Genomic DNA, 19,562 nt, shown 5'->3' with positions numbered 1-19,562 from the left:
CACACCTGCGCACTGTTGTTCTGCGACCAAGGAACAGGAGCACAACGATGACCACGATCACCAGCCGCCGCACCCTGCTACCGACCGTCTTACGTGTGGACGGTTGGAGCACAGCGCTGTTCGGCGCCGCCCTGGCGCTGACGGCACCGCTGCTGCGCGACCCGCTCGGCCTACCCACCCCCTTCGGCCTACTGTTCGGCGCGGTGATGATCACCGGCGGCGCCACCATCCTGACGTTCGCCGTCCGCGATCCACACCGCTACGCCCGCCCCGTCGCCGCCGTCAACGCAGCGTCGGCGCTCGCCATGACCGCCTTCACCGCCGCGGGCATCCTCGACCTCACCGGCCTCGGCATCGCCTTCTTCGCCGCCGGTGCTGCCCTGGTAGCGCTCTTCGCCGCCCTCGAATACGCGGGCCTGCGGCAGGCCACCCGCTGAGCCACACCTACGCCATCCTGCTCGGCGCGCAGACGGGTGCCCGCGTGATCAGGGGCGCAGGATCGATACCAGGAAGTCGGTCTGGTCGCGCACGACCTGTTCGAAGACGTCGTCGAAGTACACGTCGAAGTGGCCGACCGGGTATTCCTTGACCACCGCGTGTTTGGTGCGTGCGGCGGCCTTGCGGGTGGGGCCGGACGGTGCGACGGAATCGTTCTCGGCGATCGTGTACAGCACGGGGACCTTCAGCGACTTGGCGCGTCGGCCGGGGGCGTCGAACAGGGTGGAGAAAGCCACGCGCGCACCGACTTTGGGATCGTAGGTCGGGCTCTCCTCGGCGAGCCTGCCGAAGCCCTCGGGCACATCGGAGGCACTCATCAGGGCGGCGGCGCGTTTGCGGCCTGCCAGGCGGATGCGAATCGGCTTGCGGCGCAACGGACCGAAGAGCAGATCGGTCATGGCGACGGTCGCCACCTTGGTCAGGCTGATCGGTCCCTTGGCCCGCGCCGACGCCCAGCCGCTGGTGAACGGCACCTGGGCGACCACGGCCGCCAGATAGTCGTCGTCGGGAGCGACGGAGAGCACATGACCGCCACCGAAGGACGTGCCCCACAACGCGATCCGGGTGGCGTCGAAGCCGCGAATGCTGCGCGCGTACGCGATCGCGGCCTTCCAGTCCTGACGCTGCCTGGCGATATTGAGCACCTGGCGGGGCGCACCCTCACTGGCGCCGAAATGCCGATAGTCGAAGGCCAGCACCCCCATTCCCGCCGCGACGAACCGTCGCGCATACCGATCCAACCCCATCTCGCGGGTCGCCCCCAGCCCGTGTCCCATGATCACCAGCGGGCGCGGCCTCGGCGCACCATCGGGGAGGTAGAGCCATGCGGCGCATTGCTGGTCACCCGATGGGAAACTGACGTCGACACGTTCCATGACTGATAACCGTACCGAGTACCATGGCGGAGCGGACGAGTCGGCCGGGCGACCGCGGTGACGGGAACGGGCACATCGGTGTCGCCGCCCGCCACCGAGGAAAGTCCGGACTCCACAGAGCAGGGCGGTTGTTAACGGCAACCCGGGGTGACCCGCGGGACAGTGCCACAGAAAACAAACCGCCGCACGCTCAACGTGCGGTAAGGGTGAAACGGTGCGGTAAGAGCGCACCAGCGCCCCGGGTGACCGGGGCGGCTAGGTAAACCCCGCCCGGAGCAAGGTCGAAGGCCGCACCGGCGACGGTGCGGCTGCGCAGGTGTTCGAGGGCTGCTCGCCCGAGCCTGCGGGTGGACCGCTCGAGGCACCCGGCGACGGTGTGTCCAGATGGATGGTCGCCACCCGGCGCGAGCCGGGGACAGGATCCGGCTTACAGGCCGGCTCGCCCGCCCAGGAAACGACGAAGGCGGCGGTCCCGCACGGGACCGCCGCCTCGTCTGTCCGGGGGACTCAGCACATCAGCTTGGCCATGTCGTAGACCGCGCGCGCTTCCTGCTCGGTGGCCGAGACGGAGCCGTTGGTCGAGCTCTCGACGATGCCGGCGATGGTGTCGGCCTCGGACTTGCCCGCCTTGATGTCGGAGCACGTCTGGTTGAGCACCCCGCTCACCGCTAGGTCGTCACGGCCTGCGGCCAGCTTCGGGAAAGCGTTGCGATAGCTCACCACGAACATGCCGGCCTTGCCGGGATCGACCTGAACGGCCGGGGTGGTGGTTGCGGGGGCTGCGGCGGTGGACGAGTCCTCGCCGCAACCGGTCAGAAGCAGGGCGAAGGCGGCGGTGCCTGCCGCGAGGGCGGCGGTAGTTCTACTCACGCAGCGGGATGCTAGCGGCCCAGGAAACAAGGCGCCTCCCGTCAGGTTAACGGGAGGCGACATGTTGATTCGTGAGGCGGTGAGTCAGGCGGGGTTGATCATCAGCACCTGGGCCCAGTAGGTGGCCTGGTCAGGCCCGAGGATCGGCAACAGGTAATCGTAAATCAGCGACGACATACGCTCGGAACTCCCATTTATCGACGTGGGTGCAACACTTTCCGGCTGGTGCCGGATGTGCCGCCGCCACAGTAACAATTCGTGCGAGACGCGCGACGGGGCGGTGAATATGCGCGGGAACTCGTCGGGAACGTGAGCGAGGTCATAGAGTGTTGCCCGTCGGCAGGGCCCGTTGTGTGGGCTCAACACATCGATCGCGGAAGCAGGTCACATTTCCATGCGGGTAGTTCGTTCCATTGTCGCCGGTGCATTGATCGCCGGAGCCGCCGCGGTGCTCACCTCGATGGGTGCCGGTTCGGCGGGTGCGGTCGCGGTGACCCCGCTGCCCGGCGGGGTCCAGGTCGACCTGAGCCCCGCCGATACCGCCTGGGTGCACCAGAACAAGTTCGGCAGGACCGTCGCCGGTCTGCCGCATCCGTCGGCGGCCTCGTTCGGTCAGGCGCTCGACGCGGCGGCCGCCGTGTCGTCGACGGTGCCGGGTGGCCGGGTCACCTTCACCGTGTACGGCCCGTTCGATCAGCTCAACGGCACCATGCTGGCACTGCAGTAGAACTCGCTACGCTGCCAGGATGGAACTCCATCAACGGATCGTCTCGGCGCCGGTCGATTTCGGCGCCATCCGTTCCGAATTCGGGCTGGCCTCGGACTATCCGGCCGAGGCTGTCTCCGAGGCCCGCGACGCGGTCGACGCGTTCGCGGGCACCCGGGTGGACCGCACCGACCTCGAGCTGGTGACCATCGACCCACCCAGCGCCATGGATCTGGACCAGGCGCTGCACCTCGAACGCACCGCCACCGGTTTCACCCTGCACTACGCCATCGCCGATCTCGGCGCGGTGATCGTGCCCGGCGGTGCTCTCGCCCGCGAATCCGAATCACGCGGCCAGACCTTCTATCTCCCCGACGGCACCGTGCCGCTGCATCCGCCCGTGCTGTCGGAGGGGACCGCGAGCCTTCTGCCCGGTGTCGACCGGCCCGTCGCGTTGTGGACCATCGAACTCGACAACGACGCCGCGCTCCTTCGCTTTTCGGTCGAGCGCGCCTTGGTGCGCTCCCGTGAACGCTTCGACTACCAGCAGGTCCAGGCCGCCGCCGACGCCGGAACACTGCACCCCTCGCTGGCCGCGCTGCCCGAATTCGGTCGGCTGCGGATCGAGGCCGGTCTCGAGCGTGGCGCGATCTCGCTGCGCCTGCCTGCCCAGGACGTGGTGCGCCACGGCGACAACTGGCGCCTCGACCTGGAACCGCGCACCGCCGCCGACGACTGGAACGAGCAGGTGTCCCTGCTCACCGGTATGTGCGCGGCACGAATCATGCTCGACCACAAGGGAAGCCGGGTCGGCCTGCTGCGCACGATGCCGCCGCCGCCCGACACCGCCGTCGCCTCGATGCGTCGCACCGCCGCCGCGCTCGGCATCGCCTGGCCCGACGACCTGCCGGTCGGCCGCATGCTGGCAGAACTCGACCCCAACACCCCGGCCGGGCTGGTCCTGATGTCGGAGGCGACCACGCTGCTGCGCGGCGCCGGCTACACCCTGCTCGCCGACCTCGACGACCCCACTCCCGACCAGCTCACGCACAGCGCCATCGGCGCCCCCTACGCCCACGTCACCGCCCCGCTGCGCCGCCTGGCCGACCGCTTCACCACCGAGATCTGCCTGGCGCACTGCGCGGGCACCGAGGTACCGCAGTGGGTGCTCGACGGCCTGGCGCCCGCCGCGGAAACCCTGCGCCGCACCGATTCACTCGCCAACAAGGTCGACCGCGCGTGCGTCGACCTCACCGAGGCCACCATCCTCGGCCCCCGCGTCGGCACCGACTTCGCCGCCCTGGTCCTGCGCGAGGCCAACGGTTCCCGCGACGCGGAGATCTTCGTCGACGAACCCCCGATCCTGGCGCGCTGCGCGGGCAAGCCACCGGAAGGCGAACGGGTCTCCGTGCGCCTGCGCACCGCCGATCCCGCGACGAGAACCATCGAATTCGCCTATTCCGCCGATGGGAACGGCGAGCCCGCCGGCATCGAGTGAGCCCCGGCGCGCGTCGAGGTCGACGCGCTGCCGACGTTTGCGAACCCGCTGCGACCGATGGGGCATCGATCCTGCACGGCGGCACACCCTTTCGGTCGACAGTCAGTTCGGCATGCCGTGGCCGGTGTCGTGCGTGACAGCCGGGTTCGCCGGTGGTCAGTCGGTCGAGATGAACGCCGCGGCAGCGGGATAACCCGCGATGGCCCGGCCCGCCGCGGCCTCCTCGGTGTCGGCGAGGAGTTCGTAGACGGTGGCGTCGGTGGAATCGCCTGCGGCGGCGAGGATGGCTGCGCGGGATTCCACGGCGTCGCGGTGGTCGCCCAGGACAGATTGCAGGCGTTTGGCGCGGGTGCCCAGGTCGGTGGCGTCGGTGCCGAGGACCTCGCCCGCCGCTTCGCAGGAATAGCGTAAACGCTTGGCGCCCTTGCGGATGTCGTGCAGCAGTTCCACCCGGTCGGCGGGGGTGGCGGTCGGCTCGGCGAAGACCAGTTTGCGCAGGCGTTTGCGGTCGCGGCCGAGCACGCGCGCGAACACGTCGTCCGCGTCGTCGCCGGCGAGGGAATCGTCGAGCGGGGGATCGGTGCGCCACGTGGTGAGCACCTCGCGCAGGGCCGCGTACCGCTCACCGTCGAGGGCGGTGAGGATCTCGACGTGGGCCTCGGCGTAGGCGTCGTTGGCGGCGCCGACGAGGCGGCGGGTGACCTCGGCGGGCACCTCGCCGAACCCGTCTAGCAGTTTCGCGAACCGCTCACCTCGGACCTCCGCGTCACGGGCCACCCCGAGCAGTTCCGCGAGCCACTTCAGCTCGGTCACCGTCTCGGCGGCGGCGTCGCTGTCGAAAAGCTTGCGGTAGGAACGCAATACGCTGCGCAACCGGCGGGTGGCCACTCGCATCTGGTGCACCGAGTCCTCGGCGTCGGCGCGGACATCGGGTTCGGCGGCGAGCAGCCGGTCGATGTCCTCGCGTAGTGCCGCGACGACGGCGGGTCCGGCTTCGATCGCCATGGGTCAGCCTCGCTTCCCGAACAGGTCGGTCGCCTCCACCAGGTGATGGGTGATGCCGGGTTCGTGCGCGGTGTGCGCGGCGTCCTCGACGATGTGCAGGGTGGAGCCGGGCCAGGCGTTGTGCAGTTCCCAGGCGCTCACCGCGGGGCACACCACGTCGTGGCGGCCCTGCACGATCACTCCGGGGATGTCGGCGATCCGATGGATGTCACGCAGCAACTGTCCCTCGTCGAGGAATCCGCCGTGCCGGAAATAGTGGTTTTCGATGCGGGCGAAGGCGAGAGCGAATCGTGGCTCACCGGTCTCGGCGACCCGATCCGGGTGCGGCAGTAGCGAACTCGTGGCGCCTTCCCACGTCGACCAGGCGACGGCGGCACCGAGTGCCACCTCCGGATCCGGCGAATGCAGCAGCCGGTGATACACCTCGACGAGGTCGTCCCCGCGCTCCTCGGGTGGCACCGGTGCCAGGAACTTCGCCCACTCGGCGGGGTAGATGTTGCCCGCCGCGCCGTTGTAGTACCAGTCGATCTCCCTGCGCCGTAACAGGAAGATGCCGCGCAACACCAGTTCGGTGACCCGCTGCGGATGCGCCTGGGCGTAGGCGAGGCCGAGGGTGGAACCCCACGACCCGCCGAACACCTGCCAGCGTTCGACACCGAGGTGCTCGCGCAGTGCCTCCATGTCGGCGATCAGGTGCGGTGTGGTGTTGAACTCGAGGCTCGCCCCGTCGGCGATGTGCGGCACCGACTTTCCGCACCCGCGCTGATCGAACAACACGATCCGGTACACCGCCGGATCGAAGAACCGGCGTTGCAGCGGACCGGTGCCGCCGCCGGGTCCGCCGTGCACGAACACCACCGGCTTGCCGTCGGGGTTGCCGCTGACCTCCCAGTACACCGACTGGCCGTCGCCGACGTCGAGAAGACCTTTGTCGAACGGTTCGATCTCCGGGTACAGGGTGCGCATCAGAACGCCAATCCCGCGGCGAGGTTCGGCAGGTCGAGGGCGGTGAGCGTTTCGGTGCGCACATCGGGGCAGGCCTCGGTCGTCACCCGGTCGATCATCGCCTTGTCGGCCAGCACGTGCCCGTTGATGCCGCCGTTGCGCAGCGCCCACTCGTGCACCATCGTGTTCAGCGCGAGCCGGCCGAGCGTCGGGCCCTGCACCCGGAAGTTAGACAGCTCAGGGCGGATCATGTCGCACAACTGGTTCGCCGAGGAGTCGCTGATCTCCAGCGTGGTGCTCGGCGTCGCGGTCTTGGTGGTGGTGGCACCGGCGGTCGTGGTCGTGGCGGACCCGCTCGGGGTGACTTCCGCACCGCCACAGGCCGTCAGGGTCACGACGGCGAGGACACCGGTGACAACGAGCCCGGGACTGGTCTTCCATCGGCGATGCATGCGTAAGTACCTCTTCGAGTCGGCTGTTTCGACTCCGAGTCTGCCATCTCGCCGTCCGCCGCGCCGCTGCCCGACCCCGCCGGGTGACGGGGCCGGACGCGTGCGGATCAGAAGCTGTGTTCGGGTCCCGGGAAGGTGCCCTGACGCACCTCGTCGGCGTAAGCCGCTGCGGCGGAACGCAATTCGTCGCCCACATTGCCGAACCGCTTCACGAACTTGGCGGTCTTGCCACTGGTGTAGCCCGCCATGTCCTGCCAGACCAGCACCTGGGCATCACAATCGGCGCCCGCGCCGATTCCGACGGTCGGGATGGTCAGCTTGCGGGTGACCTGCCCGGCCAGCTCGGCGGGCACCATCTCCATCACCACGGAGAAGGCACCGGCCTCCTGCACTGCGATGGCGTCGGCGACGAGCTGCTCGGCACCGTCGCCGCGACCCTGTACCCGGAAACCGCCGAGCGTGTTCACGCTCTGCGGGGTGAAACCGATGTGGGCCATCACGGGAATGCCCGCGGCGGTGATGAGCGCGATCTGCTCGGCGACCCGCTCGCCGCCCTCCAGCTTCACCGCGTGCGCGCCGCCCTCCTTCATGAAACGGGTGGCGGTGGCCAGCGCCTGCTGAGGCGAGGACTCGTAGGTGCCGAACGGCAGGTCGGCGACCACCAGGGCGTTCGGCGCACCGCGCACCACGCCACGGACCAGCGGGATCAGCTCGTCCACGGTGATCGGCACGGTGGTGTCGTAGCCGTACACGACGTTGGCGGCGGAATCGCCGACCAGCAGGACAGGGATGCCCGCCTCTTCGAACAGGCGGGCCGAGGAGTAGTCGTAGGCGGTCAGCATCGACCAGCGCTCACCCTCGGCCTTCATCTGCTGCAGATGCTGGACGCGGGTCTTGCGGCGAGGCTTGGGGGTGGTAGCGGGAGCGGCACCGTAGGCAGGGCTCTGCTCATCGGATACGGACATCATCGTCCCTACTTTCGTCTGGTTCCTCGAGGCCCGTAGCGGGTCCCCGGGTTTTTCTGACGCATCCAGTGTGCCACCTCGCCCCGAACCGTTTTAAGGGCGTGGCCGGTGGGATCGGTCACACCCGCGCTTCGGTTACCGTGATGGCGAGCCCGTTCGGGTGCGTCGTGTTGCGCCGCCCGGCGCGGAAAGGTTGGCCAACTGTGCAGCGAGGCAGGCTCGTCGTTGTTCTCGGCGCGATCTGCGCGCTGGTCGCCACCGGATGCGCAACCGACAGCGACAGCGCCACCCCGCCCACTCCGCTGCCGCCGTCACCCCCCGGGCTGAACAATTTCTACGAACAGCGCATCGACTGGGGTTCCTGCGAGGAGTTCGGCAGCCCGGAGGAACGGCTGCCACCGAGCACCCAGTGCGCGCGCGTCACCGTGCCGATCGATTACGCCCGGCCCGACGGTCCGACCGCCCAGATCGCGTTGTCGCGCATCCCGGCCAGGGGAGACAAGATCGGGTCGCTGCTGATGAACCCGGGCGGCCCAGGCGTCTCCGGGCTGTCGATGGTCACCGTCGGGCACCGCACCGAGCTGGCCGAACGGTTCGATCGGATCGGTTTCGATCCGCGCGGCGTCGGCTCCTCGCTGCCCGCGATCGTCTGCCTGACCCCGCCCGAAGCCGATGCCGAGCGCGCCGAACCGCCCACCGACAACACCCCGGCGGGCATCGCCGAGGCCGAGGCCGAGAACCGCGAATACGCCGGTCGTTGCGCCGAGCGCTCGGGCCTCGACCTGCTCGGCCATGTCGGCACCCGCGAGGTCGTCCAGGACATGGACGTGCTGCGCTCGGCCCTCGGTGACGCGAAACTGACCTACCTCGGCTACTCCTACGGCACCCGCCTCGGTGCCGCCTACGCCGAGAAGTACCCGCAGAACGTGCGCGCGATGGTCCTCGACGGCGCCGTCGACTCCTCCCAGGAGCCGGTGCAGGAATCGCTGCGCCAGGCGGCGGGCTTCCAGGGCGTGTTCGACGCCTACGCCGCCGACTGCGCGAACAGCGCCGACTGCCCGCTCGGCACCGACCCGGCAGGCGCCGTCGCCCGGTTTCGGCAACTCGTCGACCCGCTGCAAGCCGCGCCGGCCCGCACCGAGGATCCGCGTGGCCTGAGCTACAACGACGCCATCACCGGCGTCCAGCAGGCCCTCTACAGCGACGAGATGTGGCCCCTGCTCACCCGGGGCCTCACCGAGCTGCAGGGCGGCACGGGCGACACCATGCTGCAACTGGCCGACCTCTACGACGGCCGCCGGGCCGACGGCACCTACGCCAACACCCAGGACGCGTTCAACGCCATCCGCTGCGTCGACGACCCGCGCATCACCGACCCCGCCGTCGTTGCCCGTCAGGACGCCGAATACCGCAGGGCCGCACCATTTCTCGACGACGGCAAGGGCACCGGCGCCGCCCCGCTGGAACTGTGCGCGTCCTGGCCGGTGCCCAACACGAGCGAACCGCACCGGATATCGGCGCCCGGCGTGGCGAAGATCGTCGTCGTGTCCACCACCGAGGACCCGGCCACCCCGTACCAGGCCGGTGTCGACCTGGCCGAGCAGCTCGGCGCCGCGCTCGTCACCTTCCGGGGCAACCGGCACACCGCCGCCCTCGTCGCCGGTGACCGATGCCTCGACGACGCCGTCATCGCCTACCTCACCGAACTCGCCACGCCCGCGCCCGGACTCACCTGCGGCGGGTGAGACCGCGCACACCGCCCGGTCACGCCAGGTGAGAAGTGCGGACGATGTGACGTGATAGCAAACGAGTCGGCGTATGTAACACGGATTTAACGCCAGGTGCCTACGCTCGCCGTATGGATCGCCAGAAGGAATTCGTGCTGCGGACGCTCGAAGAGCGGGACATCCGCTTCGTACGTCTCTGGTTCACCGATGTGCTGGGCTACCTCAAGTCCGTCGCCATCGCCCCCGCCGAGCTCGAAGGCGCCTTCGAGGAGGGCATCGGTTTCGACGGCTCGGCCATCGAAGGCTTCGCGCGTGTGTCCGAGGCGGACATGGTCGCCCGGCCCGATCCGTCGACCTTCCAGGTGCTGCCCTGGGCCAGCTCCAAGGGCCACCAGCATTCGGCGCGCATGTTCTGCGACATCACCATGCCCGACGGTTCGCCGTCGTGGGCCGATCCGCGCCACGTGCTGCGCCGTCAGCTGAACAAGGCCGCCGATGTGGGCTTCAGCTGCTATGTGCATCCCGAGATCGAGTTCTTCCTGCTGGAGAACCAGCTCAAGGACGGCTACCAGCCGATGCCCGCCGACAACGGCGGCTTCTTCGACCAGGCCGTGCACGACTCGGCCCCCAACTTCCGCCGCCACGCCATCGACGCGCTCGAGTCGATGGGCATCTCCGTGGAGTTCAGCCACCACGAGGGCGCGCCCGGTCAGCAGGAAATCGACCTACGCTACGCCGACGCGCTATCGATGGCCGACAACGTGATGACCTTCCGCTACCTCATCAAGGAGGTGGCGATCGACGAGGGTGTGCGCGCGACGTTCATGCCCAAGCCGTTCTCCCAGTACCCCGGTTCGGCCATGCACACCCACATGAGCCTGTTCGAGGGCGAGTCCAACGCCTTCGCCGATCCGGACGACCCGAACAACCTGTCGAGCACCGCTCGCTCGTTCATCGCGGGCATCCTCGAGCACGCCCCGGAGATCAGCGCGATCACCAACCAGTGGGTCAACTCCTACAAGCGCCTCATCCACGGTGGCGAGGCCCCCACGGCCGCGTCCTGGGGCCGTTCGAACCGCTCGGCGCTGGTCCGCGTGCCGATGTACACGCCGAACAAGTCGTCGTCGCGGCGCGTCGAGATCCGCAGCCCCGATTCGGCCTGCAACCCGTATCTCACCTTCGCGGTGCTGCTCGCGGCCGGTCTGCGCGGCATCGAGAAGGGGTACAACCTGCCGCCCGAGGCCGAGGACGACGTGTGGTCGCTGACCGACGCCGAGCGCCGCGCGATGGGCTTCCGCTCGCTGCCGGGCACCCTCGACGAGGCACTGCAGGCGATGGAGCGCTCGGAGCTGGTCGCCGAGACCCTCGGCGAGCACGTCTTCGACTTCTTCCTGCGCAACAAGCGCCGCGAATGGGCCGACTACCGCAGCCAGGTCACCCCCTGGGAGCTCAAGGAATACCTCAGCCTGTAATTCCTGAGCCGGGGGATCCGGCGTGACGCTGTCGTTGCCCGGACCATGTAAGTTTTGACGCATGGTTCGGCCACCGACTGCCCGCTCCGCTGTTCCCGGCGTAGGTCGGCTCGGGTTACTGGAACCCACCGCGGCGGACTCCCTGCACCAGCTCGGCTGGGACAATGTCGACGGCGTGCCCGTGCTCTGGGCGCTGTCACGTTCGCCCGACGCCGATCTGGCCCTGTCCACGCTGGTGCGGTTGCGTGAGGCGCTCGGAAACGAGTGGGGCGAACTGGATTCGGCGATTCGCTCCGAAACCACGCTGCGCGGCAGGCTGTTCGCGTTGCTCGGTTCCTCGACGGCTTTCGGCGACCACCTTGTCGCCGTACCGCAGCGCTGGAAAGTGCTGCGCGCCGGTCGGCTTCCGGATCGCGACGAACTGATCGCCGACCTGCTCGACGCCGTCGACGCGAAACCCGAGACCGGCCCCAACGCGGGACCCATGCTGTTCCGGGCCGGTATCTCCGGTCCGGAGTCGATCGCGTTGCTGCGCGACCGGTATCGCGATCAGCTCATGCTCCTCGCCGCGATCGACCTGGCCTCCACCGTCGAGAACGAACCGGTGCCGCCGTATCAGGTGGTCGGCAGGCACCTGTCGGATCTGGCCGACGCCGCGCTCACCGCCGCCCTGTCGGTGTCGGTGGCGCGGGTCTGCAAGAACGGCGAGGTTCCCGTGCGGCTCGCGGTGATCGCGATGGGCAAATGCGGTGCGCGCGAACTGAATTACGTCAGCGATGTGGACGTGGTCTTCGTCGCCGAGCCGGCCGACGCCACCGCCACGCGCTTGGCCGCCGAGATGATGAGTGTCGCGAGCTCGGCCTTCTTCGAAGTCGACGCCGCGCTTCGCCCCGAGGGCAAGGCCGGTGCGCTGGTGCGCACCCTCGATTCGCACCTGGCCTACTACAAGCGCTGGGCCCGCACCTGGGAGTTCCAGGCCCTGCTGAAGAACCGCCCGATGACCGGCGATCTCGAACTCGGACAGCAGTACCGCGACGCGCTCATGCCGATGGTGTGGGCCGCCTCCGAACGCCCCGACTTCGTCGCCGACGTGCAGGCCATGCGCCGCCGGGTGGAAGACCTGGTGCCCGCCGACCTGCGCGAACGCGAACTCAAACTCGGCGCGGGCAGCCTGCGCGACGTCGAATTCGCTGTGCAGCTACTGCAATTGGTGCACGGGCGGGTCGACGACTCGCTGCACGTCACCAATACCGTCGAGGCGCTCACCGCGCTCGCGGCGGGCGGCTACATCGGCCGCGACGACGCCGCCAACCTCACCGCCTCCTACGAGTTCCTGCGCCTGCTCGAGCACCGCCTGCAGCTGCAACGGCTGAAACGAACACACACCCTGCCCGCCGCCGACGACGAGGAAGGCATGCGCTGGCTGGCGCGCGCCGCCCACATCCGGCCCGACGGCCGCCAGGACGCGGTCGGCGTGCTCGACACCGAGATCCGCCGCAACGCGGTGCGGGTGCGCCGCCTGCACGCCAAGCTGTTCTACCGGCCGCTGCTCGACGCGGTGGCCCGGATGGATTCCGACGCGCTTCGCCTGAGCCCCGACGCCGCCGTGCGCCAGCTCGCCGCCCTCGGCTACGCCGCCCCGGAGAACGCGCTCGGTCACCTCAAGGCGCTCACCGGTGGAGTCTCGCGCAAGGGCCGCATCCAGGCGCTGCTGCTGCCGACCCTGCTCGAATGGCTCGGTGACACACCGAATCCCGATGCGGGCCTGCTCGCGTACCGCCGGGTGTCGGAGGGCCTCGACGACCAGATCTGGTTCCTGCGCGAACTGCGCGACGAGGGCGCCATCGCCCAGCGGTTGATGATCGTGCTCGGCTCCTCGGAGTACCTGCCCGATCTGCTCATCAACGCGCCCGAGACCATCCGCATGTACGCCGACGGTCCCGGCGGACCACAGCTGCTCGGACCGCAACCCGAGGACGTGGCGCGCGGCATCCAGACCGCCGCCGCCCGCTACGACGACCCGAAACGCGCTGTGGCGGCGGCTCGTTCGCTGCGCAGGCACGAACTGGCCCGGGTCGCCTCGGCCGACCTGCTCGGCATGCTCGATGTGCCGCAGGTGTGCGCGGCGCTGTCGTCGGTGTGGGTGGCGGTGCTCGAGGCGGCGCTCAGCGCGGTCATCCGGGCCTCGGAAGCCGAGCGTGGCGCCCCGGCGCCCGCCGACATCGCGGTGATCGGCATGGGCAGGCTCGGCGGCAAGGAACTCGGCTATGGCTCCGACGCCGACGTGCTGTTCGTGTGCGATCCGCGGCCCGGCGAAGACGAGACGACCGCGGTGAAATGGGCGACCAATGTCGCCGAGAACGTGCAGCGGCTGCTCGGGGCCCCGAGTGTCGACCCGCCGCTGCAGGTCGACGCGGGCCTGCGCCCCGAGGGTCGTCAAGGCGCCCTGGTTCGCACGCTCGCGGCCTATCAGGCCTACTACGCCCAGTGGGCCCAGTCGTGGGAGGTGCAGGCGCTGCTGCGCGCACACCAGGTGGCGGGGGATCAGGACCTCGGTGTGCGGTTCCTGCACGTCATCGACCCGGTGCGCTACCCGGCGGGCGGTGTGTCGCCCGAGGCGGTGCGCGAGATCCGCCGGATCAAGGCGCGCGTGGATTCCGAGCGGCTGCCGCGTGGCGCCAACCCCGCCACCCACACCAAACTCGGTCGCGGTGGCCTGGCCGACATCGAGTGGACGGTGCAACTGCTGCAGTTGCGGCACGCCCACGAGGTGCCCGCCCTGCACAACACCTCGACACTGCAGTCGCTCGACGTGATCGAGGCCGAGGGCATCCTCGAGCCGGAAGACGTTGCGCTGCTGCGGGAATCGTGGCTCACGGCGACGGCGGCCCGCAACGCGCTCGTGCTGGTGAAGGGCAAGCCGACCGATCAGCTGCCCGGTCCCGGCCGGCTGCTGTCGGCGGTGGCGCGCGTGGCCGGCTGGCCCAACGACGACGGCAGCGAATTCCTCGACAACTACCTGCGCATCACGCGCCGGGCCAGGGCCGTCGTCGAGCGGGTCTTCGGGGTGTGAGGACATGAGAAAGGCCCCGCTCCAGTGGTGCGGGGCCTTTCTACAGCATCACGCCGAAATCAGATGGCGCGGACGTCCTGAGCCTGGGGGCCCTTCTGGCCCTGACCGACCTCGAACTCCACGCGCTGGCCCTCTTCGAGCGACTTGAAGCCCGAGCCGCCGATGGCCGAGTAATGCACGAAGACGTCGGGGCCGCCTCCGTCTTGGGCGATGAAGCCGAAGCCCTTTTCGCCGTTGAACCACTTAACAGTGCCTTGAGTCATGTTTTTAAAAGTCTTTTCCGTAGGTGAGCCACGGCGATCACTTGCGATCAGCCCAGTCTCAGCGTCCAAGTATGCCACACTCGTCAGCAAACCGCGCATCCAACCGCATCACACCACCGTATGGGCGGAGTCTGCGGAAATCCCCGGGCGTGTCGCACGCGGTTTCGGGCATCCTTCGGCCCCGCTCACCCGCCGCCGCGAAGTGTGCCAATCTGGGCACCATGGACATCGACCTCGCCATGCGGGTACTCGACGCACACGTGGCCTTCGAGAAGCGGCGGCTGCGCGATCCCGCCGGCTTTCTCGAACTGATCACCGAGGAGGTGGACGGCGCGCTCGCCGAGGCCGACGTGCTCACTCTGGCCGAGGCCGTCACCCGCGAGCAGATCAAGGCCGTCGCGCACAAGTACGCGGTGCAGTTCCCCGTCGAGGGCGCCATCCCCGAACTCGTGGGTGAGGTGGCCGCGCGGTTGTACAACCATCGCGTCAACGACGAGATGGAAGTCGGCGAGGTGGTCGACACCCGCCACTTCGACGACCTCGTCGACGCGATCGCGGGCATGGAGGTGACGCACCGGCTGCTGCGCATGGTGCTGAACAGCCCCGTCACCGTCGATGCCTGCGTGGAGGCCGTGCAGCGCGCGGTGGTGACCGCGGTCGACGACGGGCGCCACGTGGAAGGCGGCGGGCTGGCCGCCTCGCTGCGCGGCGCGCTGTCGCGACTGGCCGAGCCGGCGATGCCGGTGATCGAGAACGGTGTCGGCCGCATCACCCGCACCGGTGCCCGATTCGTGTTGCGCGGCAACAGCAACGACGCCGACGAGGTGCTCATCGACACCGCCCGCGAGACCTGGCGCAAGCACGTCGGCGATTCGGTCGGCACGTTCCGCGAGGTGGTCTCGGCCGACGACGTCGAGGACATCGTCGTGCTCGCCTTCGAGTTCTGGCGCTCCTTCCGCGACACCGACTACTTCCACGCGCTGCTCGACGAGGGCATCGACCACGTCTTCGACAAGTACGGCGACACCGCGCTCACCGAACTCCTGGCCGAGCTCGGCGTGAGCCGCGCCGACATCATGGAGGAGGCACTGCGTTTCGGCCCGTCGGTGCTCGAAAAGCTCGACGAACGCGGCTATCTCGACGCACTGTTGCGACGCAGGCTCGCACCGTTCTACGCCTCGGCGGAGTTCCGTGCCGCGGTGGCCGGGACCGGGTAGCGCGGCACTCGACCCGCCAGTCCTGTTCGGGCGCTGGGATGTCGGAGCCTGTCGGTACGATCCGTGCGACGATGGGGCGGTTCGCCGCTAGGAGGAACGCGATCGAAAGGCTGTCGTGACACGTCTGTCCACCCTGCTCGACCAGATCGATTCCGGGGCCGTGCTGCTGCCGGAGTTCCAGCGCGGGTACGTGTGGAACCGCGATCAGGTGCGTGGGCTCATGCGGTCGCTGTACCTGGGTTACCCGGTCGGTGGCTTGCTGGTGTGGGAGACGGGATCCGACGACATCGCGGTGCGCGGCACGGCCGCCGGCTCGGGCCTGCGGCAGCTGCTGCTCGACGGCCAGCAGCGCATCACCACCCTCTACGGCATCGTGTGCGGGAAGGCGCCGTCGTTCTTCGAAGGCGACGCCGTCGCGTTCACCGGTCTCCATTTCGATGTCGAGCGTGAGCTTTTCGAGTTCCAGGTGCCCGGCCGAGACATCAGTCCGGCGTGGATCGATGTCACCGAACTCTTCGCGCTCGGCCCGATGCACTACATGTCCCGTTTCCCCGACGAGTCGCCGGAAACGCTGGCGCTGTACCTGGACCGGTTGAACAAGCTGCGCGAGATCACCCACCGCGAGTTCAATGTCGAGACCATCACCGGCTCGGACCGCACGGTCGACGAGGTGGTCGACATCTTCAACCGGGTGAACTCCGGCGGCACTAAACTCTCCAAGGGCGACCTGGCGCTGGCCACCCTGTGCGCCCAGTGGCCGCAGGCGCGCGGCAACCTGCGCGATCACCTGATCCGCTGGGACAAGGACGGCTACACCTTCACCCTCGACTGGCTGCTGCGCAATGTGATCGCGGTCGGCAACGGCCGCTCGCATTTCGACGCGCTCGGCGACCTCGAGCCCGCCGAATTCGAGCTGGCGCTGAGCGAGTCGGCGCGCCAGGTCGACACCTTCCTCGACACCGTCGCGGGCAGGCTCGGCCTCGACCACGACCGAGTCCTGATGGGGCGCTACGCGATTCCGGTCATCACCCGGCTGCTTTTCCTCAACGGCGGGCGGTTCGACAACGACCTGCACCGCGACCGGGTGCTGTACTGGTACATCCATTCGGCGCTGTGGGGCCGCTTCAGCGGGTCGACCGAGACTTTCCTGCAGCAGGACTACGACACCCTCGAACGCGGTGGTATCGACGCGCTGATCGCCTCCCTGGAACGCCTGCGCGGCGGCTCGCTCGACCTGTGTGCCGACGACTTCGCCGGCGCCACCCGCGGTTCGCGTTTCTACCCGCTGCTGTACCTGCTCACCCGCGTGGACGGTTCGCGTGATCTCGGCACCGGAACCGAACTCGGCATCGAACAGTTCGGCGACCGCACCCCGGTGCAGGTGCACTACCTGTTCCCCAAAACCCTGCTGCGCGAATACGGCTACGAACGCAACGAGATCAACGCGATCGCCAACTTCTGCTTCCTGAGTCCCGGCTCGGAAGCCGAAGTGGGCGAGCGCGAACCGGCCGACTACTTCGCGGAGATGGAGCGGCGCAACCCAGGAGTCCTCGCCTCGCAGTGGATCCCCACCGACCCCAACCTCTGGCGGGTGGAGAACTATCGCGAATTCCTGCGTGCGCGACGCATGCAGCTCTCGCGGGCGGCCGATACGTTCCTGGAGAAGCTGCGCACGGGCAACCTGCACCGGCCGACGCTGCTGACGGTCGGCGTCGCCGGTGTCACGGTCGGCGACCCGGCCGTCGACCAGGTGAACGCCCTCGTGGAGGACCTCGTCGCCGACGGATTCGGTTTCCCGCTGCTCGACAGCGAGGTCTCCGACCCCATCACCGGCCGCGAACTCGCGGTGGCGGAGGCGTTCTGGCCCGAGGGCCTGCAGCCCGGCGTCGGGATGCCCGTGGTGCTGCTGCTCGAACCGGCCGATGCCGACCTCACCCGCTTCTCCCAGCTGGGCTACGCGGTGTTCACCTCCGTCGACGCCCTGCGCGGCTACGTGGAGAACCTGCGTGCCGAGGCGTCCGGCGCTCCCGGCTTCGACGGCCCCGCCGCCGATGTGGCCGCGCTGGCCGAACGGCTGCCCGCCACCTGGGTCGGCAATTCCGAACTGGTCTGGTTCACCTACTCGTGGGCGCTGCTCGAGCAGGACCGGGCGAGCGGTCCCGAGGTGGTGGAACTGAGCCCCGAACAGGTCGCGTTGCGCTACATCGCGCTCTGGGCGCTTACGCGCACCTTCTACATCCACGCCTTCGACCAGGGCAATCCCGGTGAGTGGCGCTACTACCTCGGCGACGCCATCGGCCCCAACCCGTTGATCCCGCGTGAGTGGCTCGCCGCGCGGGCGGTCGAGTCCGGTGCGCTGGCGCCGGGTGCGGTCCCCGGCGACGAGGACATCGCGATCGCCCTGGTGCACGGCGTCATCGATACCGTCGACGAGGTGGCCAACGCGCTCACCCACATCCTGGGCGGGCCGGGCCTGTTCGCTTCGCTCTGGGCCTCGGCGGGTGCGGCCGAACACTACGGTTATCCGCTGTCGACCGATCAGATCAACGACCTCATCAACCAGGTCGTCAACGATCCGGCGTCGCGAAAGATCCAGGCCTACAACTGGATCGAAGCGGGCATGCCGCTCTAGTCCGGTGCGCCGGTCACGCGCTGGAAGGTTGTGACGAACTCGCGCAGGGCATCGGGGTCGGCCGTTTCCACGGTGATCGGAGTGCCCGCGCGGACGTCGAGTTCCGGCCAGCAGACGGGCAGGACCGGCAGCTGAACGGTCCGGGTACCGACGGTCACCGTGATCGCTGGGGTGCGGTTCGTCGCGACGGTCATCAGGTTCTCGACCGCTTGCTCGGTGAGCTGCCCGGCGGCACTGAATTGTTCGATGTACACGGCCACCTCCTTCTCGGCGGCCAGTGTAGGCCCCTCAGAGAATCCTCAGAGGCACCACATCCAGGCCTGATGCGTGCCCGCTTAGGCTGCTCGCATGATGCGCGAATGGATGGATCGAGCGCTGCTCGTCCTGGGGTGGGGCGCAGTGATCGCGGCGGTGGCCGGGATCGTGTTGCACGTCGGGAACTGGCAGCAGAGAACGTTGGTCTTGCTGGCTTCGGGGGCGATGTGGTTGATGCTCGGTGCCGTGGTGGGGGTGGTGTTGCTGCTGCTCGCGCGCGGGTGGCGCAGTGCCGCCGTGGGGGCCGCGGTGCTGGTGGGGGCAGGTGCGCTGGTCGTGCCGTCGTATGTTCCCGAGGCGCGTGCCGCCGACGGGCCGGAAGTGGTTGTGCTGCAGTCGAACATCCTCTTCGGCAAGGCCGACCCGAAGGCGGTGGTCTCGACGGTGCGCGACAACGATGTCGACGTACTCACCGTCGAGGAACTGACCTTCGACGCGATCACGGCGCTGCGCGCGGCCGGCTTGGAGGAGCAGCTTCCGCACGTCTACCTCGAAGCGGCGCACGCGGGCGGGGGAGGCACCGGGATCTACAGCCGCTATCCCTTGCGCGACACCGAGAAGTTCGACGGATTCGTGATGAGCAACCTCGGCGCGACCATGGAACACCCGCAGCGCGGCCCGATCTCGGTGTTCGCCTTCCATCCGATGCCGCCGAACCTGGACTTCGTGGCGTGGTCGAACGAGATGCGCCGGGTCGACGAGATCCTCGCCGCCACCAGCGCGCCCGCGATCGTCGGCGCGGATTTCAACGCGACCCAGAATCATTCGGCCTACCGGGCACTGCTCGACGGCCCGTTCGCCTCGGCCGCCGACCAGACCGGCGACGGCATCCTGCTCACCTATCCCGCCGACCGCCGCTGGGGGCCGTTGCTCGGTATCGACTACGTGCTCGTCGCCGGTGGCGTGGCCGAAGACGTTCGCACACTGACCCTTCCGGGGACCGACCATCGCGCTGTGCTCGCCACGCTCCGAATGGACCGCTGACACTTCTGGATTACCATGTGAGCGCTCGACAGCGGAGGCTTCGTGTCCGCGTCATTTCCGGGGAG

17 protein-coding genes and 1 other RNA gene are annotated in these 19,562 nt (G+C 68.9%); 10 read left to right on the top strand and 8 right to left on the bottom strand.

Features of this window, described 5'->3' with window-relative positions; translation table 11 throughout:
* Window positions 1-47: 47 nt before the first annotated feature.
* Window positions 48-437 carry a hypothetical protein gene (locus tag ACSVDM_RS05480; protein WP_439263309.1) on the top strand — a complete coding sequence of 130 codons (390 nt, stop codon included), beginning with the start codon at window positions 48-50 and terminating at the stop codon, window positions 435-437.
* A 48-nt stretch (window positions 438-485) separates the two neighbouring features.
* Here the strand turns inward: ACSVDM_RS05480 and ACSVDM_RS05475 are convergent, their stop codons facing one another.
* Window positions 486-1,373: an alpha/beta hydrolase gene (locus ACSVDM_RS05475; RefSeq protein WP_067487303.1), complete on the bottom strand. Its 888-nt coding sequence runs from the start codon at window positions 1,371-1,373 to the stop codon at window positions 486-488.
* Window positions 1,374-1,409: 36 nt separating this feature from the next.
* Here ACSVDM_RS05475 and rnpB point away from each other — a divergent pair.
* Window positions 1,410-1,819: RNase P RNA component class A (gene rnpB, locus ACSVDM_RS05470), an RNA gene on the top strand.
* A 61-nt stretch (window positions 1,820-1,880) separates the two neighbouring features.
* Here rnpB and ACSVDM_RS05465 read toward each other — a convergent pair.
* Complete coding sequence (locus tag ACSVDM_RS05465) at window positions 1,881-2,243, bottom strand: hypothetical protein (protein ID WP_439263307.1); 363 nt, start codon at window positions 2,241-2,243, stop codon at window positions 1,881-1,883.
* Between the two features lie 394 nt (window positions 2,244-2,637).
* On the opposite strand from ACSVDM_RS05465, the gene ACSVDM_RS05460 reads away from it, so the two are divergent.
* Both ACSVDM_RS05460 and ACSVDM_RS05455 read left to right on the top strand, forming a co-directional pair.
* Window positions 2,638-2,970: a hypothetical protein gene (locus tag ACSVDM_RS05460; protein ID WP_439263305.1), complete on the top strand. Its 333-nt coding sequence runs from the start codon at window positions 2,638-2,640 to the stop codon at window positions 2,968-2,970.
* A 19-nt stretch (window positions 2,971-2,989) separates the two neighbouring features.
* The gene (locus ACSVDM_RS05455; protein ID WP_439263303.1) at window positions 2,990-4,447 is read left to right on the top strand and encodes an RNB domain-containing ribonuclease; all 1,458 of its coding nucleotides are present in this window, start codon (window positions 2,990-2,992) and stop codon (window positions 4,445-4,447) included.
* Between the two features lie 156 nt (window positions 4,448-4,603).
* Here the strand turns inward: ACSVDM_RS05455 and ACSVDM_RS05450 are convergent, their stop codons facing one another.
* The 4 genes from ACSVDM_RS05450 to panB all read right to left on the bottom strand — a co-directional run bounded on the left by ACSVDM_RS05450 (window position 4,604) and on the right by panB (window position 7,814).
* Window positions 4,604-5,452 (bottom strand): CHAD domain-containing protein, encoded by an 849-nt coding sequence (locus ACSVDM_RS05450; RefSeq protein WP_439263301.1) that lies wholly within the window; start codon window positions 5,450-5,452, stop codon window positions 4,604-4,606.
* 3 nt (window positions 5,453-5,455) lie between these two features.
* On the bottom strand, window positions 5,456-6,418 hold the full coding sequence (gene pip, locus ACSVDM_RS05445) for a prolyl aminopeptidase (protein ID WP_439263299.1): 963 nt from the start codon (window positions 6,416-6,418) through the stop codon (window positions 5,456-5,458).
* Complete coding sequence (locus ACSVDM_RS05440; RefSeq protein WP_439263297.1) at window positions 6,418-6,849, bottom strand: hypothetical protein; 432 nt, start codon at window positions 6,847-6,849, stop codon at window positions 6,418-6,420. Before ACSVDM_RS05440 ends, pip begins: the two co-directional genes overlap by 1 nt.
* Before the next feature lie 107 nt (window positions 6,850-6,956).
* A complete protein-coding gene (gene panB, locus ACSVDM_RS05435; RefSeq protein ID WP_357151621.1) occupies window positions 6,957-7,814 on the bottom strand; it encodes a 3-methyl-2-oxobutanoate hydroxymethyltransferase in 858 nt (285 codons plus the stop codon).
* A gap of 203 nt (window positions 7,815-8,017) precedes the next feature.
* Between panB and ACSVDM_RS05430 the strand changes: the two genes are divergently transcribed.
* From ACSVDM_RS05430 to ACSVDM_RS05420, 3 genes are all read left to right on the top strand, one after another.
* Window positions 8,018-9,559, top strand: coding sequence for an alpha/beta hydrolase (locus ACSVDM_RS05430; RefSeq protein WP_439263295.1), 1,542 nt, complete (start codon window positions 8,018-8,020; stop codon window positions 9,557-9,559).
* A 113-nt stretch (window positions 9,560-9,672) separates the two neighbouring features.
* Window positions 9,673-11,013 carry a type I glutamate--ammonia ligase gene (glnA, locus tag ACSVDM_RS05425; RefSeq protein WP_067487327.1) on the top strand — a complete coding sequence of 447 codons (1,341 nt, stop codon included), beginning with the start codon at window positions 9,673-9,675 and terminating at the stop codon, window positions 11,011-11,013.
* A gap of 61 nt (window positions 11,014-11,074) precedes the next feature.
* Window positions 11,075-14,086, top strand: a complete 3,012-nt coding sequence (locus ACSVDM_RS05420; RefSeq protein WP_439263293.1) for a bifunctional [glutamine synthetase] adenylyltransferase/[glutamine synthetase]-adenylyl-L-tyrosine phosphorylase — start codon at window positions 11,075-11,077, stop codon at window positions 14,084-14,086.
* Window positions 14,087-14,145: 59 nt separating this feature from the next.
* On the opposite strand, the gene ACSVDM_RS05415 is transcribed toward ACSVDM_RS05420, so the two are convergent.
* Window positions 14,146-14,349 carry a cold-shock protein gene (locus ACSVDM_RS05415; protein ID WP_056821080.1) on the bottom strand — a complete coding sequence of 68 codons (204 nt, stop codon included), beginning with the start codon at window positions 14,347-14,349 and terminating at the stop codon, window positions 14,146-14,148.
* Window positions 14,350-14,570: 221 nt separating this feature from the next.
* Here ACSVDM_RS05415 and ACSVDM_RS05410 point away from each other — a divergent pair, with 221 nt between their 5' ends.
* Both ACSVDM_RS05410 and ACSVDM_RS05405 read left to right on the top strand, forming a co-directional pair.
* On the top strand, window positions 14,571-15,566 hold the full coding sequence (locus ACSVDM_RS05410) for a hypothetical protein (RefSeq protein WP_067642372.1): 996 nt from the start codon (window positions 14,571-14,573) through the stop codon (window positions 15,564-15,566).
* 115 nt (window positions 15,567-15,681) lie between these two features.
* Window positions 15,682-18,198 (top strand): GmrSD restriction endonuclease domain-containing protein, encoded by a 2,517-nt coding sequence (locus ACSVDM_RS05405; RefSeq protein ID WP_439263290.1) that lies wholly within the window; start codon window positions 15,682-15,684, stop codon window positions 18,196-18,198.
* Here the strand turns inward: ACSVDM_RS05405 and ACSVDM_RS05400 are convergent.
* Complete coding sequence (locus tag ACSVDM_RS05400) at window positions 18,195-18,452, bottom strand: hypothetical protein (RefSeq protein WP_439263288.1); 258 nt, start codon at window positions 18,450-18,452, stop codon at window positions 18,195-18,197. The two genes, ACSVDM_RS05405 and ACSVDM_RS05400, sit on opposite strands and share 4 nt — an antisense overlap.
* A gap of 94 nt (window positions 18,453-18,546) precedes the next feature.
* Between ACSVDM_RS05400 and ACSVDM_RS05395 the strand changes: the two genes are divergently transcribed.
* Window positions 18,547-19,497, top strand: a complete 951-nt coding sequence (locus ACSVDM_RS05395) for an endonuclease/exonuclease/phosphatase family protein (protein ID WP_439263286.1) — start codon at window positions 18,547-18,549, stop codon at window positions 19,495-19,497.
* The last annotated feature ends 65 nt before the right edge of the window (window positions 19,498-19,562 follow it).

This window comes from Nocardia sp. JW2 (genome assembly GCF_051843015.1).
Classification (GTDB): Bacteria; Actinomycetota; Actinomycetes; order Mycobacteriales; family Mycobacteriaceae; genus Nocardia; species Nocardia coubleae.
The sequence above is the reverse complement of the archived record's forward strand: the minus strand, read 5'-3'. Positions and strand labels throughout refer to the sequence as shown.